The sequence below is a fragment of the Flavobacteriales bacterium genome, assembly GCA_016715895.1.
Classification (GTDB): domain Bacteria; phylum Bacteroidota; class Bacteroidia; order Flavobacteriales_F; family PHOS-HE28; genus PHOS-HE28.
This window is the reverse complement of record JADJXH010000003.1, coordinates 91227-104074: the sequence shown is the minus strand read 5'-3', so window position 1 is coordinate 104074 and position 12848 is coordinate 91227. Positions and strand designations below refer to the sequence as shown.

Annotated in this window: 12 protein-coding genes; 3 read left to right on the top strand and 9 right to left on the bottom strand. The window is 62.4% G+C overall.

Annotated features, from left to right (window positions below; all coding sequences use genetic code 11):
- Positions 1 to 52: 52 nt before the first annotated feature.
- Positions 53 to 1534, bottom strand: a complete 1482-nt coding sequence (locus IPM49_00670) for a DUF2779 domain-containing protein (protein MBK9273038.1) — start codon at positions 1532 to 1534, stop codon at positions 53 to 55.
- Between the two features lie 32 nt (positions 1535 to 1566).
- Between IPM49_00670 and IPM49_00665 the strand changes: the two genes are divergently transcribed.
- Entirely contained in the window at positions 1567 to 2256 is a 690-nt protein-coding gene (locus IPM49_00665) for a hypothetical protein (GenBank protein ID MBK9273037.1), read from the top strand.
- A 2-nt stretch (positions 2257 to 2258) separates the two neighbouring features.
- A complete protein-coding gene (locus tag IPM49_00660) occupies positions 2259 to 2798 on the top strand; it encodes a hypothetical protein (GenBank protein ID MBK9273036.1) in 540 nt (179 codons plus the stop codon).
- On the opposite strand, the gene IPM49_00655 is transcribed toward IPM49_00660, so the two are convergent.
- From IPM49_00655 to IPM49_00640, 4 genes are read right to left on the bottom strand one after another with little or no spacing between them, the layout of a single operon-like run.
- The gene (locus tag IPM49_00655; protein MBK9273035.1) at positions 2795 to 3289 is read right to left on the bottom strand and encodes a hypothetical protein; all 495 of its coding nucleotides are present in this window, start codon (positions 3287 to 3289) and stop codon (positions 2795 to 2797) included. The two genes, IPM49_00660 and IPM49_00655, sit on opposite strands and share 4 nt — an antisense overlap.
- On the bottom strand, positions 3286 to 3762 hold the full coding sequence (locus IPM49_00650) for a hypothetical protein (protein ID MBK9273034.1): 477 nt from the start codon (positions 3760 to 3762) through the stop codon (positions 3286 to 3288). Before IPM49_00650 ends, IPM49_00655 begins: the two co-directional genes overlap by 4 nt.
- A 15-nt stretch (positions 3763 to 3777) precedes the next feature.
- Positions 3778 to 6993: a type I restriction endonuclease subunit R gene (locus IPM49_00645; protein ID MBK9273033.1), complete on the bottom strand. Its 3216-nt coding sequence runs from the start codon at positions 6991 to 6993 to the stop codon at positions 3778 to 3780.
- A 6-nt stretch (positions 6994 to 6999) separates the two neighbouring features.
- On the bottom strand, positions 7000 to 7524 hold the full coding sequence (locus tag IPM49_00640; GenBank protein ID MBK9273032.1) for a DUF488 domain-containing protein: 525 nt from the start codon (positions 7522 to 7524) through the stop codon (positions 7000 to 7002).
- Positions 7525 to 7681: 157 nt separating this feature from the next.
- Here IPM49_00640 and IPM49_00635 point away from each other — a divergent pair, with 157 nt between their 5' ends.
- The gene (locus tag IPM49_00635; GenBank protein ID MBK9273031.1) at positions 7682 to 8689 is read left to right on the top strand and encodes a site-specific DNA-methyltransferase; all 1008 of its coding nucleotides are present in this window, start codon (positions 7682 to 7684) and stop codon (positions 8687 to 8689) included.
- Here IPM49_00635 and IPM49_00630 read toward each other — a convergent pair.
- From IPM49_00630 to IPM49_00615, 4 genes are all read right to left on the bottom strand, one after another.
- The gene (locus tag IPM49_00630) at positions 8686 to 9792 is read right to left on the bottom strand and encodes a hypothetical protein (GenBank protein ID MBK9273030.1); all 1107 of its coding nucleotides are present in this window, start codon (positions 9790 to 9792) and stop codon (positions 8686 to 8688) included. The two genes, IPM49_00635 and IPM49_00630, sit on opposite strands and share 4 nt — an antisense overlap.
- A 21-nt stretch (positions 9793 to 9813) precedes the next feature.
- Positions 9814 to 10821 carry a type I restriction enzyme HsdR N-terminal domain-containing protein gene (locus IPM49_00625; protein MBK9273029.1) on the bottom strand — a complete coding sequence of 336 codons (1008 nt, stop codon included), beginning with the start codon at positions 10819 to 10821 and terminating at the stop codon, positions 9814 to 9816.
- A 91-nt stretch (positions 10822 to 10912) separates the two neighbouring features.
- Positions 10913 to 12013: a CHAT domain-containing protein gene (locus IPM49_00620; protein MBK9273028.1), complete on the bottom strand. Its 1101-nt coding sequence runs from the start codon at positions 12011 to 12013 to the stop codon at positions 10913 to 10915.
- Positions 12010 to 12840 carry an abortive infection family protein gene (locus IPM49_00615; protein MBK9273027.1) on the bottom strand — a complete coding sequence of 277 codons (831 nt, stop codon included), beginning with the start codon at positions 12838 to 12840 and terminating at the stop codon, positions 12010 to 12012. The genes IPM49_00620 and IPM49_00615 overlap by 4 nt, the downstream gene beginning before the upstream one ends.
- Positions 12841 to 12848: the final 8 nt, after the last annotated feature.

Here is a 12848-nt window from a genome sequence, read left to right as displayed (position 1 = left end):
GGATACGAGAGCACTGCTCCCCGTACAGCCGAACGTCGGCGTCCTCCTTCCATCACGCCCGTGCTGCCCCACGCTCCAGCACCCCCAGCACCTTCACCATCGCCAGGGTGTCCAGCGCGCAATAGGCCAGCAGGTCGCGCCGCAGCTGCAGCGCGTCGCCCGCGTACCGGCCGGTCACCAGCTGCAGGAAGAGGCGGCTGGCGCTGTCGCCCTCCTGCACGGCAAGGTCCCCGTAGCTCAGCTCCGGCACCAGTGCGGGCAGCACCACCTTGATGCTGGTGCGTCCGTTCATCGCCGGCACCCCGTACCAGCCCGCCTGGAAGGGCGTGTGCAGGTCCTTCATCCGGCCCATCAGCCCCTCCACCGCCGCCGCGAGCGGGGGCCGGTCGCGCGCCAGCTGCTGCAGGATCATCTTCTCGAAGGTGGCGTTGTAGGCCAGGATGTCGCCCTCCGCACCGATGTCCGCCAGCAGCCGCTGCACGAAGGCCTCGCGCGGGTCGCCCGTGCCCTCCGCCAGAAAGGCGCGATGTACGGGTGCAGCGCCGGGCGCCGCCTGCACGTGCAGGCTGTACTGGAAGGGCAGCTGCTGAAAGGGCCGGGTGCCCTCGAAGAGCGGCACCGCCGGCATCACCGTCTCGAAGTCCAGGTGGTGCAGCGGGTAGCGCAACCCGCCCAGCCAGCGGCGCAGGGCGGGCCGGTCGATCGTGGGGCTGCCGTGCTTCGCGCCGTCCACCTGCCGCTGTTGCGCCGCGGTGAGCGGCTCGCCGTCCGGAATGTCCTTCAGCAGCAGGATGCCCCGGTGGTACAGGTCCCAGTCCCGGCCCCGGGCGCGCGTGAGGTCGAACACGCTGCCCACCGCCGGCACATGCGCCCAGCAATGGTGCATGAAGTCGCAATCGAACGGCGCCGTGCAGTGCGGGCCGATGTCCACCGCCGGGGCCTCCGGGCGCTGCACCACGGCCTTCAGCGCCACGATGCGGGCGGGCACATCCCGGCGTTCCGCATCCACCAGCTGCTTCACGCTGGTGATGGCGAAGAGCTGCCGCACGTCGAGGGGCCCCTGCCGCACGTACTGGCTGTTGAGGTGCACGATGCTCACGTCCGCCAGCGGGATGCCGCAGCCCTCGATCACATGCGCCTGCAGCGCCGCGTCGTGCCACTGATACTCCTTGGCGCTGGTGCTGCTCTTCACCTCATAGGCCTTCCAGCCCTCGGCGTCCCTCACCAGGATGTCCAGCGCCGCCAGCACGTCCTCGTGCAGAAAGGCGGCCTCGTAGATCACCGGGGCGCCGTCCGCGATGGCGCGCTGCGTGGCGGCCAGCGCCGGCGCGAAGTCGGTGGGCGTCTCCGGCGTGCAGTCCACCCCGCCGGGAAAGAGCTGCCGGGCCAGCAGCCCCACCTCCGTGCCGGTGTCGTAGATGGCCTGGCGCGCCGCATCCACCGGCGGCAGCAGCTCGCGGCGCTGCTTGTACAGCCACAGCGCCTTGGAGCATTGCCGCCCCCGCATGTAGGTGGATTTGGAGAGGAGGTGCATGGGGAAGCAAGATCCGCGATCTTGCACGAACCATGAGCGGACACCCCTACCTCAACGGCCATCGCTGGCTGGACCTCACGCGCGACGAGCGCTTCTTCTGCGCGGAGCTCTACCAGGCGCTGAAGGAACCCGCGAACCTGTCCGCCTTCATCCATCGCATCCAAGCGGAAGTGAACAAGCACGGCGCCGCTCACGCGCTGGAGGGCAACGGGCCCTGGGAGGTCGGGTTCGAGGTGGCCTTCTACCGCGACCTCATCCACGCGCTGGGCCACCAGGGCGCGCATGCCATCGGTACCACCGGATTCTCCCGCAAGCGCACTTTCGACCTCTGCCTCTTCGGCCCGAAGCACCTGGTGATCATCGAGGCGAAGGCGCATGAAGGACTGGCCACCGAGCAGATGAACGAGTTCCGCGCGGATCGCGAGGCCATCCGCAGCCTGTTGGGCGATCAGGCCCCCACGGTGCTCCTCGTCGGCCTGTGGTCCAGCACCTACACGCCCCGCACCGCCCTCCCGCAGGCATCGGTGGACGAGGCGGAGCGCGTGTTCGATGGCGCCCTCCACTGGAGGGACCTCATCACGCTGCCCGCACTCACCGACGACGCCCGCCGGCTCTTCGCCCTCGCCGATGCCACCAAGACCCGCACGCACGGGCAGGTGCCCGGCTGGTCCGCCGAAGGGACCGCCGTGTCCTGGCGGCCGGTCGCTCAAGCCCGGTCGTGACCATGGCCGCCCTGCTGCCCGCATCGCTCCACACCACCGGCACCCTGCCCCTGGGCACCCATCGCGTGCCGCGCGCCGCCTGCTCCTTCCCGCCCTATCCCGCCGGCGCCACCGCCCACACCTTCGGCCACAAGGAGCTCCTGCGCGTGGACGGCCGCCCCCAATTCGCCGAGGTGGCCATCCTCCGCCTCTCCGAAGAAGCAGGCTGGCAGGGCCGCTGGGTGGAGACCTACGGCAAGCCCGCCTTGCGTCCCGGGTTCTGGCGGGCATGGCATCCGCATGGCCCGTCCGCCCAGGTGCAGGTGCCCATCGCGGACCCGGGGGTGAACGAGCGCCTCCACGCCATCGCCGCCGCCAACGGCAACACTTTCGGCGGCTGCTGGGACGTGGTGGCCTGGAAGGACGGCCGGCTGGTCTTCGCCGAGAGCAAGCGCAAGGGCAAGGACCGCATCCGCGCCACGCAGGTGCGATGGCTGGAGGCCGCCCTGCGGTGCGGGTGCGCGCTGGAGGACTTCATGGTGGTGGAATGGACCGTGGGCTAGCGCACCTCCAGCCACCCCTCCTCCACGGTCCCGGCCACCACCCGCGCCGCGCGCAGCACTTCCTTCCGCCGCGCATCGAAGGTGACGGCGATACCCAACATCTGCGGGGCCTGCCGGGTGAGGCTGGCGAGGTGCTCCAGGTCGTAGGGGAAGAACTGCGCGCTGTTGGCCTTCCACTCCATCACCACCAGCGGGTAGTGCAGCGCCTTCCGATCCGCGCTCCAGCAGTTGGCGCCGGGGGCCGGCCAGATCACCAGGTCTTTGCACACCTCCTTCTTGCGGTTCAGCGGCCCGCCCTGCATGCGACCCTCCATGGCGATCTGCCCGGGATCGTGAAGCACCGCGCCCGGCGCACAGGCCTTGGCCAGAAAGCCGAAGGCGTAGTAGCTCACGGCCTCGCGTTCCTTGCCGTACCACGGGGTGCGGAGGATGGCCTGCGCGAAGGTGGTCAGGGTCCCGCGAAGCACCGGAAGCAGTGGATGTTCGCTCATACCCCGCTGAAGAAGCGTTTTGCCACCTGCCCGAACTCCACGATCAGCTTCCGGTCCAGGTCCAGGTCCTTGCGCACGATGAGCAGGTTGGTGCACGTGGGCGTGATGGCCTTGCCCGACGCCAGCTGCTTGTAGGTCAAACACATGATGTGCTCCTTGCTCACCACGATGAAGAAGGCGTGCGGCCAGGGATAGTCCAGACCCACATCGTCGATGCTGAAGGCACCGCTGGCCCGATACTTCACCTCCACGAAGTGCAGCCGGTTGTTGCGTTTATCCTGGACCACGAAGTCGGGCATGGTTCGGATGCGCTGATTGACCGGCCCGTTTGTCTTGCGCGTGAGCTGGGCGATGCCGGGCACGCTGCGCTCCATGCCGTAATGAAACACATTGAAATCATGGGCCAGGAACAGCTCCTGGATGATGGTCTCGGCCACGCGGCCTTTGATGGCGTTGAGGGGGAAGGGGGACATCTAGATGGATCGATATTATACGAATGCGCTATTATTTCCCCCATACTGCCCCACCACATGCCAGTACACACGGTCCGCACGTTCCTTCACTTCATCCTCCGTGTAGGCTTCGGCAGGCAGACCGGTGCGGTCGTCGTATAGGAAGTCATAGATGGTCATGTGCACCGCGTCGCGGGTGGCTTCTTTCTCGCGCCATTGGTCCACCTTCAGCTTCTCGGCCTTCAGCTTCTCCAGCAGCTCGGCGGCTACTTGCTTGATGCGCTCCGTGTCCTTCTTTGTCAAGCCATCCTTGCGCAACAGATCGTAAAGGGCCAGTGATTCCTCGTCCAGCCCTTCCCGGATCGCGCGGTCCTGCTCTTCATCCAGGGCTTCGGTGAACTTCAGGAGTTCCTCGAAGGTCTGCTCGATGGTCAGGCGGTCCTTCTCGCGGTTGTAGCGGTCGATGATCTCCTGGTAGTGCTCCTGGAAGTCGGTGCGCAGGGGGTTGGTGCGGATGAGTCGCCCGAGCTTCTTCTCGATCAGGTCCTTCAGCTGCTGCACCGCGCTTTGCTTGTGGGCGCTCTTCTCGAACTCCTTGCGCAGCCGCTCGAAGTCCACCTTGCTGATGTCGTAGGGCTTGGGCTCGGCGGCCAGGGACGGCTTGATGTCGATGGCCTCGTCAACGATGCCCTGCAAGGTCTTCAGGATCGCATCGATGTTGGTCGCATCACGGTCCTCCTGCAGGGTCTTGTACACCACGTTGATCGCGTCGTAATCGTGGCGGTATGGATTCACATGCTCCGGGAACGTGATGCACGCTTTGAACCGCTTGAACACCTCGCGGGCCATCACCTCGAAGCGCTTGCGCGACTCGTCGTTGGTGTTCACTGCGTTCTTCACGTCCGCGATGGCCTTGATCCGGTGGAAGCCCTTGGCTGCACCGATCGCATCGAGGTCCTGCCCCAGTTCCTTCACGTACTGCTTAACGCCCTCGATGGCTTCCACAAGCTGGGGGATGAGGAACTCCTCCGCCGGCTTGATCGGTCCCTCTTCATCCTCACCACCGCCGGTTGTTGGTCCCGGACCCGGTTGCCCCTCCTTGCCCGCATAAGTGACCAAGGCCTCCCGAAGGCTGCGGGTGATGCCGTTGTAATCCACGATCAGGCCGTTCACCTTGCCTTCATAGACCCGGTTCGCGCGCGCAATGGCCTGCATCAGCGTGTGGGCCTTCAAGGGCTTGTCCAGGTACAGGGTGCTCAGGCTGGGCACATCGAAGCCCGTGAGCCACATGGCGCACACGATGGCGATGCGGAAGGGATGCTCGTCTTTCTTGAAGGCATCATCCACGGCGATGCGCTTCCCATCCGGCGTCTCGAAGCCGTCGTTCATCAGCTGCCGGTGGGGCAGCACGTCCAAGTCCCATTGACGGAACTTGTCCACCTCGTTCTGCTCCTGGCTGAAGATCGCGGCCATGCGGGTCTCCCGCATCCACTTGACCTGACGCTGCACCAACTGCACCTGCTGTTCGTCCTCCAGTTTCGCGATGGATCGCTCCAGCTCCGCGATCCGCTCGGCCCAATAGCGCTCGATGAGGGCATACATGCGGCCGCAGGTCAGCTTGTCCAAACACACCAGCATGGCCTTGCCGCTCTGCCAGGCGGTGCTGTAGTGCTGCACGAAGTCGCGTGCGATGGCATCCAAGCGCTTGGAGGCCGTGTAGATGTGGTACTCGCTGCGCAGGGCCTGTTCCAGCTTGGCGGCCGTATCCACATCCTCGATCTCCAGCTCCTCCAGCTTGCCCGCGATCTTCTCGTTCAGTTCGCGGGTGGTAATGCCCAGCTTCTCGCCGCGTGCATCGTAGTAAAGCGGCACGGTGGCGCCGTCCTCCACGGCCCGGCCGAAGTCGTACTGGCTGATGTAATCGCCGAAGACCTGGCTGGTGATCTCATCGTTCTTGAAGAGCGGTGTGCCGGTGAAGCCGATGAAGCTCGCCTTGCTCAGCGCGTTGCGCATGTTCAGCGCCAGACGGCCGTACTGGCTCCGGTGGGCCTCGTCGCTCATCACGATCACATCGTCGCGCTCCGTCCACGGGCTCGCCGGGTCCACGTCCTTGTTGAACTTCTGGATCAGGGTGAACACATAGGCCTTGTGCTCCTTCAGCATGGACCGCAGCTCGCTGCCGCTGCCCGCACGGCAGCGCTCCGTGTCGTTGTTCACCACGCCGCAGCCGGCGAAGGTGTCGTAGATCTGCTTGTCCAGGTCGTCGCGGTCGGTGAGCACGATGAAGGTGAAGCCGCCGCTGATCTTGCGCCGCACCTTGCGGGCGAAGTAGACCATGCTGTAGCTCTTGCCCGCGCCCTGCGTGTGCCAGAAGGTGCCCAGCTTGCCCTTGCGCTCCCGGCGCTGGCGCACCGCGTCCATGGCGCGGTTCACGCCCAGGAACTGGTGGTTGCGCGCCACGATCTTGGCCAGCTTGCCGCTGCTCTCGTCAAAAAGGATGAAGTTCTCCAGCAGGTCCAGGAAGTCGCGTTGGTTGCACACGCCCTTCAGCAGCGTCTCCATGTCCACCACGCCGGCATCCTCCTCGTGCAGGCGCTTCCACTCGTGGAAGTGTTCGTACTTGCTGCTCAAGGAGCCCAGCTTCGCCTTCTCGCCGTTTGCCAGTACAATGAAGGCGTTGTGGTGGAACAGGTGCGGCACCGTGTCCTTGTAGTCCTTCAGGTTGCGGTCGTGGGCGGCGCGCAGGTCCTTGTGGATGTTCTTCAGTTCCATGAAGAGCAGGGGCAGCCCGTTCACGAATCCGATGATGTCCGCGCGACGGCGGTGGTAGTGGCCGCGTATCCACAACTCGCGCACGCACAGGAAGCGGTTGTTCCCCGGCTCATCGAAGTCGATCACCTTCAGCCGCGTGGACTTCAACGTGCCGTCGGCGGCGCGGTAGTGTACCTGCACCCCGTCCAGGATCAGCTCGTACAGCTCCCGGTTGGTCTGCAGCAGAGTCTGGCTTTCGCTGTACACCGTCAGGCGCTTCACCGCCTCGGTGTAGGCCTCATCGGGTAGGTCCTTGTTCAGGCGACGCAAAGCCGCTTCCAAGTCGCGCACCAGCACCATGTCCCGGTCGCTGGCACGCCCCAGCAAGCTGCCCTCTCCGAAGGTCTCCCGGTCGTAGGCATAGACGCTGTCCCAGCCGAGCTCCTGTTCCAGGTACTCGGCGGTGGTCTGCTGCACCAGGTTATCCTCCGTGTAGGCCATGCAGGATCAGGAAGCGCGTAAATGATGCACGGTGATGAGCCCTGGATGCGACGCTTCGAGCGTGGCCGCGAGGTGTGAGCGATGGCAGGTCGCGGGATCGGCCTCGAAGCACATGATGGCCACGCGACCATGATCGGCAAGGAGTTCCACGATCCGGTCCTGTTCGTGGCTCGATGCGGAAAGCGTGGAACCCACATAGCGCCGGAAAAGCGCGTCACGGTCGGCCTGTGTCGCCAGGTCCTTCCGCTCGTTGCTGGCGATGCCCAGCCCGGGCAGGTGCTCGTAGCGGATGCCCACGCTCTCGCAGGCTTCCGCCAATTGCCCCTTCTTGAAGCCGCGCTTCATGCTGAAGGCATTGCGGCGCACATCACACAACACCGCCACGCCTGCGTTGGTCAGCAGGTCCATAAAGGCGTTCAACGAAAGGCCTTCATAGCCGATGGTATACAGGCGTAGCGATACGGGGGCGGGTCCTCCCGCTCGGACCGCATCCTCCTTGACCGCCGTCAACGTGCCTGCGTCACTGACCATTGGTCGAAAATAGGGGTATGCGCGGTGATGCAGCGTGGTGGGCAGTTTGTTCAGCCCGACGCATGTGAAGAACTTTGGGCCTGTGATGGCGCCGTGCCGCAAGGTCCAGCACTACCTTGAGCCATCCGATCCTGACAAGTTTTCCAGTACCGTGACCATGGAGCCGAAGAACAGAGCCCCCCGCAACCGTACCCTCACGCTTACTGATGCGGACCGCAGCGAGTTGCTGCCCCGCCTGTTGCAGGTGAACGGCCCGCAAGCGCTGACCGATGTGCTGGACCGTACGATCCTCGGGGATTCGCTCAGCGTGCTGGCCCACTTGCCCACCGCCATTGTGGACCTCATTGTCACCGACCCGCCCTACAACCTCACCAAGGTGTACAACGGCACCACCTTCAAGGAGCGCGACCGCGAAGATTATCTGGCCTGGCAGGCGTTGTGGTTGCATGAGCTCCAGCGCATCCTGAAGCCGACAGGGTCGCTGTACATCTGTTCCGACTGGCGCACTTCAGCCCTGGTGCAGGCCGGCACCGAGAGCCGCTTCATCACGCGCAACCGCATCACCTGGGAACGCGAGAAGGGCCGCGGTGCGCTCAGCAACTGGAAGAACTGCTCGGAGGACATCTGGTTCCTCACGGCCAGCGACGACTACCACTTCGATGTGGAGGCCGTGAAGCTGAAGCGCAAGGTGCTCGCGCCTTACCGCGATGCCAGCGGAAAGCCCAAGGACTGGGAACAGGGCGAGGACGGGAACTTCCGCGCCACCAGTCCCAGCAACCTGTGGACGGACATCAGCGTGCCCTTCTGGAGCATGCCCGAGAACACGGACCACCCCACGCAGAAACCCGAGAAGCTCATTGCCAAGCTCATCCTGGCCAGTTCACGGCCCGGCGATGTGGTGCTGGACCCCTTCCTGGGCAGCGGCACCACCAGCGTGGTGGCGCGCAAGCTGGGGCGGCGCTTCATCGGCATCGAACAGGAACTGGAGTACGCGCTGCTGGCCGAAAAGCGCCTGCAGAACGCGCTGGAGGACACCAGCATCCAAGGATATGTGGACGGCTTCTTCTGGGAGCGGAACACCATGGCTGAACAATTGGCGCGGGGTGCCAAGCCGGCCAAGGCGCGGCAGGCCCAACCGCAGGAAGGCCTGTTCCAGGAGCTTTAGGCCCCGGGCTCTTCACCGAGCAGTTCCCGTAAACGGGTGATGGCTGCGGGTGCGTCCAAATCCAGACGTTCGGTCGTGTTCAGCACTGCGGACAGGTCGCCCTTGAGGGAAAGGGTGCCCAGCGAACCGCGGCCTGACCATCGCACATCGTGCCAGTAGTGCTTCATGAGTTCGGGATGCAGCATGTGGATGAGCGTGCAAGCGACGGTGCCCGCCTGCACATCCACGGTGACGGTGAAGAACAAAGCCGCACCCGGTCCTTTGCTCAGGTGGTCCACCAGCTTCTGCACGTTGAAGGCCTTGGGGCTGCTGGGCACGCCTGCTTTGCGCCCCTTGATGTCCACGGCCACCCGACCATTGGCGAACAGGATATCGCCAAGAGCATGTGCCGGATCTGTGCTCAGGATCATGCGTTCCACACAATCGCCGAAGGCTTTCGGTGAGGTGTGCGAGGCACAAGCCAGAATGGCCTGGCGCATGGACGCTACACGATCGAAGAGTGTGCGTCGGATCTCCTCGAGTATTGCCTTGTCCAATAGCCCTGATCCATCCCGTAGGTTCTCCTCCACAGCATCCCAATCGGGAGGTGTCGCAGGGGCGCGACCCTTGATGGCTTGAGTGGCTTCCACGATCCGCTCGCGGTGCTCCGCATGGTCCTCATCCTTATGCTGCGCGAACAACTCGGCCAGGTGCGCATGCTCGTTCAGCACATCCCCAAGGGTATTGAGGATGTCGCCCCCGTTGATGCTGCCCTTGATCCGTTCCAGGGTTATCCCCTGACTACTGTGTGAGGCCTTTTTGATCAAGCTGCTGTTGGCCAGTTTGAAGCGGACAGCGCTCTTGTCCAGGAACACCGCCACGAATGGAAGCTCATCGTGCTTCAGAATGTTCTTGAGCGAGGTGATGGTGTTCGATGTGCTCTTCTTGGAATCGACAAGGGTGAAGACTGCGACCAGATCGCCCTGTTCGTTCTTGCAGCCAAGGAGACTACGGCCCACCTTGTGAAAGCCCTTGGCGAGGAGCTGCCGCTTCACCGCCTCCTTGTTGTAGCGCTCGGCCTTGGCGATCTCCTCAAGCTTCGCGACTGCTTCGTCCAGCGTCATGGTTCTTCGGTAATAGTTCCTCTATCCACCCGTCCGCAATAACATCTTCAACACCTCCAAGGCTCCTCCCGCATCCGGGTACAACGCATGCCGGTCGCGCGGATCCCTCAAGTTGAGGTAGGCATCCGGCACACTGGTCCGGTAGCCGTCCGTCTTGCGGCGGTGGGCTTTGTAGCAAAACCCGTTCGTCACGAGGATGGTCCGACAGTCAGGGTGGTGCTCGGCATAAGCGCTTGCTTGGTCAGAGGCGTACTGAAGTCCTTCGGAGAAGCCCTTCGTTTCAATGATCACCTGGCAGCGCGCATCGGTATGGAAGTAGGGCTTGTCATACAAAGCGAGGTCCATGCGCCCACCTTTTACCGGTTCCTCGATCTTGATGCATTGCTCCGGCCAACCCAAGGAGAGTAGGAGTGGCACCACCAGAAAGGTGCGGGTCTCATGTTCACGTACGTCTCGCCAGTGCTCGTTGTGGTAGTAGTAGTTCACCAAGCGGCGAATGCGGCGCAATGCATCGCTTAGTCCCTCGGCCGACCCAATGCTGAGCCCATGGATGATGAGCTGATCGATCAGCTGCTCGTCCTCCAGCTCCTTGCCGGGCTCCGGTTCAGGCTCGTGCGGCCTGATGGGGTGGTCATGGATAATGGAATCACACAGTGCAACAAGAGCAGGAACACCAACACGGCTCAACGTGGAGATGGCCAAGCCCTCTGGGGCGGGCATTGGCGCAGGTGGTACATGCCAGTCCACATAGCAATAGGCGGGCAGGTCCCAACCATCCAGGTCACGCATCCACGCTTTGTCCCCGTGACCGTTGTGCCGGCCTTCGCGCGCCACCACCGCACCAGCGGCATGAATGGTGCCCTTGCCCTTCTTGATCAGAATGCGATGACCCACTTTCACCTCCTCCTTCATCATGCGCTCGAAGGCCGTGCCACCCACGAAAGCGACACCGTAGCGAATGAACTCCTTGGCATAATCCCGGCCTGCATCACCTGCGGCTACCTGCCAGTATTGAATGTTCTCGCTCATCGTCAAGGTGCGTTCATGTAGTAATGTGCGCTCGCCGCATCCCGGCCTCATCGCTGCCAGACAGGTAAAGTTGGATGGTTTTAGCCGGGCGTCATTGCGGGGTAGCTGGTTTCACAATGACCAAGTCATTTGCATCCACCCCCTCACTGGTAAAGAGCTCAGGCACATCCTCTTCCTCGACACCCTCCAACATGAGTCCAGCCTTGGCCTGGTCAAACGACTTCTTGACCGAAAGACCAAAGCCAATTGCCGAATAGAATTGGGACGAGAACAGGCGTGCTGCATGATCCCCAACCGAAGTATTCATACCAATGGCGGCAGGAATGTGCTTCACTACCGCTTCTGCCTGACCCCTTGAGTAGCATGTGTTGAAGAACACGAGCTTGATCTTGTCTGAACACGTTGCCAAGGACTGTGCAATCGCCTCCTTGGTTACCAGCCTTGTTTCACCGACGTTGCCTTGCATCACCAGTTCAGCATCTTCAGATCCGTGACCGCTGAAATGGACAATGCTAGGGTCATGCTCATTCACCGCTTGCAGTATATCCAATGGCCGAGCAGCCCAATGACTGCGAAAGTCAACCGAATCACGATGTTTGGACTTGCGAATCATGTCTTGGATAGCCCGCGCCTCCTCATCAAGCCGAAGCTGCTGCTGATCCAGTGGATTGGCTGCTACAAAGAGCACTGTGATGCGCTCCGGCAAGCGCTCCAAGCGTTGTATAGCCTCTCGGGTTTCTCGATGCAAATGATCGTGTCCCCTTAATGTTGAACCGATATCATGCAATCGATACTCGTGCTGTGCGGCCGAGCGCTCCAGTCGTCGTGCACGTTCGTCCTGCTCACGTGCCTGTTCCTGTGCCTTACGTTGTGCCTGCTCCGCCTCCCGCTTCTCTTCACGTTGTAAGTAGCGCTCGGCATCACCTTTCCGCTTCATTTCATCCGTGATCTTGCCCTCGATCCGGGACAATTCCTTTTGGCACTTTGCGTACTCCTCCTCGCACCGCTGTGCTTCCCGAAGTTTGGACTCAATGGTGCTGATCGTTTTTGTCCGACTGGCAGCCAGCTTTGCCGCGTTGGCCTTGTTCAGGGCGTCCGAGGCTTTGGTTGCAAAGCGGCTCTTCTCCTTCTGGAGTTGCCCGATTTTCTCCTGATGGGCTTGAACTTGCCTACGGTAGTACTCGCTACTCATGCCTTCATCTTCGCTTGCTGGTATGCATACGTCTCGAACAGAAAGTCCGCCAACGTCTTAGCAGAGTTGACAGCCAGCTTGGCGTGGTGCTTTGCAGGCTTGTACCCCGCATGTGCATCACTCATCTTGTTCCGCATGCTCGCCATGCCGTTCACCACACCAGTCAGGCCCGAAAGCAGGTTCCGAATAGGTTCGCTGATACCTTGTTGGGCGGGGTCCAGGTTTAATAGCTTCTGTACTCGTCTGTAGAGTTTCAACAGGTCCCCATCATTCACGACTGGTTGACCGGTCACCCTCTCCTCAATGTGTAGCAGAACGCCCTCCAGCAACGTACGAGCGTTAGTAATTGCGCCCGCAAAGTCAGCCTCGGCGATCTTCCGGTCACACTTCGCCACCTGCTCTTCGATGTATGTATGGTCGATACGTGCCCCCTGCGCGGCGGGAGGTGTGAACCTTACTGTTCCCGCTTTGGTCTCTCGCACCTTGTACTGCCCGGCATCATAGCTAAGCTCGTAGTTGTCGAAGGCCAGGAACTTGTTGAAGTGGTCGACCGCGGGCTTCAACTCGAGTTGTGCGGATAAAAACACTCGAGCATCGAAGATGGCGTTGATGAATGCCCGTAGCCCATCCTTGCCGTTCAGTTTCTTGAGGTTCTCGAAGGCATAGATCCGTCTGGTGGGAAAGCCACCGCCCTCCGGGTAATGGTCGTTGAACCCATGCTGGTTGAAGAGTTCGACCAGCATAGCACCAGAACGTCGCGGCATCAACCCGCTATCGCCAGTGAGCATTGACCCAAGCTCCTTTAAGGTGTTCAAGCCTACTTTCATGACCGTTC